The 3,088-nt window shown below is 72.2% G+C and carries 3 protein-coding genes; all 3 read right to left on the reverse strand.

Going from position 1 to position 3,088, the window contains the following annotated elements; genetic code table 11:
- The coding region (locus B9S61_RS18835) for a PucR family transcriptional regulator ligand-binding domain-containing protein (RefSeq protein WP_181007430.1) at positions 1 to 721 on the reverse strand (721 nt) is incomplete at its 3' end.
- A gap of 28 nt (positions 722 to 749) precedes the next feature.
- The gene (locus B9S61_RS18840) at positions 750 to 2,036 is read right to left on the reverse strand and encodes an aspartate aminotransferase family protein (protein ID WP_103543317.1); all 1,287 of its coding nucleotides are present in this window, start codon (positions 2,034 to 2,036) and stop codon (positions 750 to 752) included.
- Complete coding sequence (locus B9S61_RS18845; protein ID WP_103543318.1) at positions 2,033 to 2,875, reverse strand: nitrilase-related carbon-nitrogen hydrolase; 843 nt, start codon at positions 2,873 to 2,875, stop codon at positions 2,033 to 2,035. Before B9S61_RS18845 ends, B9S61_RS18840 begins: the two co-directional genes overlap by 4 nt.
- Positions 2,876 to 3,088: the final 213 nt, after the last annotated feature.

Here is a 3,088-nt window from a genome sequence, read left to right on the forward strand (position 1 = left end):
GGTAGCCGCACAGCACGATCCGGCCCCATCGCTCGCCCCGGCCGCCGAGTTCGGCACGGATCCAGCCGCCGCCCTCGCTGCCGCCGGCCTGCCGGGCGACGCGCTCCCAGTCGCGCAGGACGTCGTCCACGGCCGGCCGCTCCCCCGCCGTGCCGAGGACGCGGTGGGCGAGGTTCGCGACGACGACGGGGCAGGCGCTGTGCCGGGCGACCTCGTCGAGCAGGCGCTGCAGCGGGGCGCCGGTGGTGATCAGCGCGGTGAGTTCGGTGCGCACGGCCTCGGAGAGGCTGACGGCGGCGAACTTGCTCCGCACCAGCCGGGACTGCACCTCCTCCGTCAACTGGGCGAAGGGGAAGGGGCGGTGGAGGACGACCAGGGGCAGTTGGCACCGCTCCGCCGCCCGCCGCATGGCCTCCGGCGGGGCCGGGAAGGCCCGGCCGAGTCCGAGGACCACGGCGGACGCCTCGGCGCGGTGCATGGAGCGGACGTACTCCGTCTGCTTGTCCTCGTCGCCGGCGAGCAGCACTCCGGTGGTGAGGACCATCTCGCCGCCGCTGAGCATCACTCCGACGTCGGCCGCCTCGGCGACGTGCACCCAGCGCACCGGCCGGTCCAGCCGGCCGGCGCCCGCCACCACCTCGGGCTCCCCCGCGAGCACCCGATCCAGGGCGAGGACCTGCCGGACCGAGAGGGCCGGTGCCGGTGGCTCCCAGGTGGTCATGGCAGCGTCCTTCTGTTCGGTGTACCGCCTACTGGATGCTCCGCAGCGCCTGTTCCAGGATGTCGGCGCCCTCCTCGGCCTCCGCGACGTTGAGGGACAGCGGCGGGGCGACGCGCAGGGCGCTGGTGTCGTGTCCGCCGCCCTTGCCGATGAGCAGGCCGCCCTCGCGGGCCGCCTCCAGGACGGCGGACGCCGCCTCGGGGTCGGCCTCGTCGGTGCCGGGCGTCGTCAGCTCGATGCCGATCATCAGCCCGCGTCCGCGCACCTCCCGTACGGCCGGGACCTGGGCGGCGGCGGCCCGCAGCCGCTCGATCAGCAGGCCGCCGACCCGGCGGGCGTTGCCCTGCAGGTCGTGCTCCAGCAGGTAGGTGAGGTTGGCGAGGCCCGCCGCCATGGTGATCTGGGTGCCGCCGAAGGTGGAGATGCTGTTCGAGTCCAGGCAGTTCATGATCTCGGCGCGGGCGACGACGCCGCCGATGGACATGCCGTTGCCGATGCCCTTGGCGAAGGTCAGCATGTCGGGCGGGCCGCTGCGGCCGTGCGCCTGCCAGCCCCAGAAGTGCTCGCCGGTGCGGCCCCAGCCGGTCTGCACCTCGTCGGCGATCCAGAGGACGCCCCGCTCGTGCAGCACCTCGCGGAAGGCCGCGTACAGCCCGTCGGGCGGCGAGGTGAATCCGCCGACGCCCTGGATGGGTTCGGCGATCAGCGCGGCGGGCGGGCGGGTGTGGCCGAGGAGGTCCTTGAGGTCGTCGACACAGGCGGCGACGAAGTCGTAGTCGTCGAGCGCGGCGAACGGGCCCCGGGTGCGTACGCCGCCGTGCACGTACAGCGTCTGGAGCGGGGAGAGCGAGGTCGGGGACCAGCCGCGGTTGCCGGTGATGCCGACCGAGCTGAAGGAGCGGCCGTGGTAGCTGTTGCGCATCGCCAGGACCGTGTTGCTGCGCCGGTAGGTGGTGGCGAGCAGCAGGGCGGTGTCGTTGGCCTCGGTGCCGGAGGTGGTGAAGAACACCCGGGCGTCCGGGATGCCGCTCAACTTGGCGATGCGCTCGGCGAGTTCCACCATCGGGCGGTTGAGGTACAGGGTGGAGGAGTGGACGATCCGCCCGGCCTGCTCGCTCACCGCCTTGGTGATCTCGGGCAGGGCGTGGGCGGTCATGGTGGTGAGGATGCCGCCGAAGAAGTCGAGGTAGCGGTTGCCCTCGGAGTCCCAGACGTGGCGTCCCTCGCCGTGGGTGATCTCGAGGGGCTTGCCGTAGTAGAGGGCGAGCCAGTCGGGGAGCACGGAGCGGTGGCGGCCCAGCAGGTCGCCGGTCACGGCCGCACCAGCCCCTCGTAGGCGTCGGGGCGGCGGTCGCGGTAGAAGGCCCACTGCTGCCGCACCTCGTCGATGAGGTCGAAGTCCAAGTCGCGGATCACGAGTTCCTCCTCGCTGTCACTGGCGACGTCGCCGACGAACCGGCCGCGCGGGTCGACGAAGTACGACGTTCCGTAGAAGTCGTTGTCCCCGTACTCCTCCTGGCCCACCCGGTTGATCGCCGCGATGAAGTACTCGTTGGCGACGGCCGCGGCCGGCTGCTCCAGCCGCCAGAGGTGGGACGACAGCCCGCGGTGCGTGGCCGAGGGGTTGTAGACCAGCTGGGCGCCGTTGAGGCCGAGTTGCCGCCAGCCCTCCGGGAAGTGCCGGTCGTAGCAGATGTAGACGCCGACCCTGCCGACGGCGGTGTCGAAGACGGGCCAGCCGAGGTTGCCGGGCCGGAAGTAGAACTTCTCCCAGAAGCCCTTGACCTGCGGGATGTGGTGCTTGCGGTACTTGCCGAGGACGGTGCCGTCGGCGTCGATCACGGCCGCGGTGTTGTAGTAGTGGCCCGGCTGCTCGACCTCGAACACCGGCACGACGACGACCATGCCGGTCTCCCGGGCCAGTTCCCGCATCCTGCGGGTGGTCGGGCCGTCGGGGACGGGCTCGGCCCAGCGGTAGTGCCCGGGGTCCTGGACCTGGCAGAAGTAGGGGGCGTTGAACACCTCCTGGAACCCGATGACCTTCGCGCCCCGGCGGGCCGCCTCGCGGGCGTGCGCCTCGTGTTTCGCCAGCATGGACTCGGTGTCGCCGGTCCAGGTCGCCTGGACCAGAGCGGCACGTACGACGTGGGTCATGAGCTGCTCCCTGGACGCGACGTCAGCGCCTCTACGCCCGTAGAAACGGTCGTAGAGGGACGAACGTAAGCCCCTCGGGCGGCCTTGCCAAGACCATCGGGCCCCTGGCCGCGGAGTCGATCGCGTTTGACACCCCGGTGGGCGAGTCCGCGGGCCCGCCGGCTCCCGGTCAGCCGGCGAATCCCGCGACACGGAGGGCGTGCAGCAGATCCC

It is taken from the genome of Streptomyces sp. SM1 (genome assembly GCF_002910825.1).
Classification (GTDB): Bacteria; Actinomycetota; Actinomycetes; order Streptomycetales; family Streptomycetaceae; genus Streptomyces; species Streptomyces okerensis.

Coding starts and splice junctions, on each gene's coding strand:
- B9S61_RS18845 (WP_103543318.1), bottom strand. CDS start 2,875: ATGACCCACGTCGTACGTGCCGCTCTGGTCCAGGCGACCTGGACCGGC.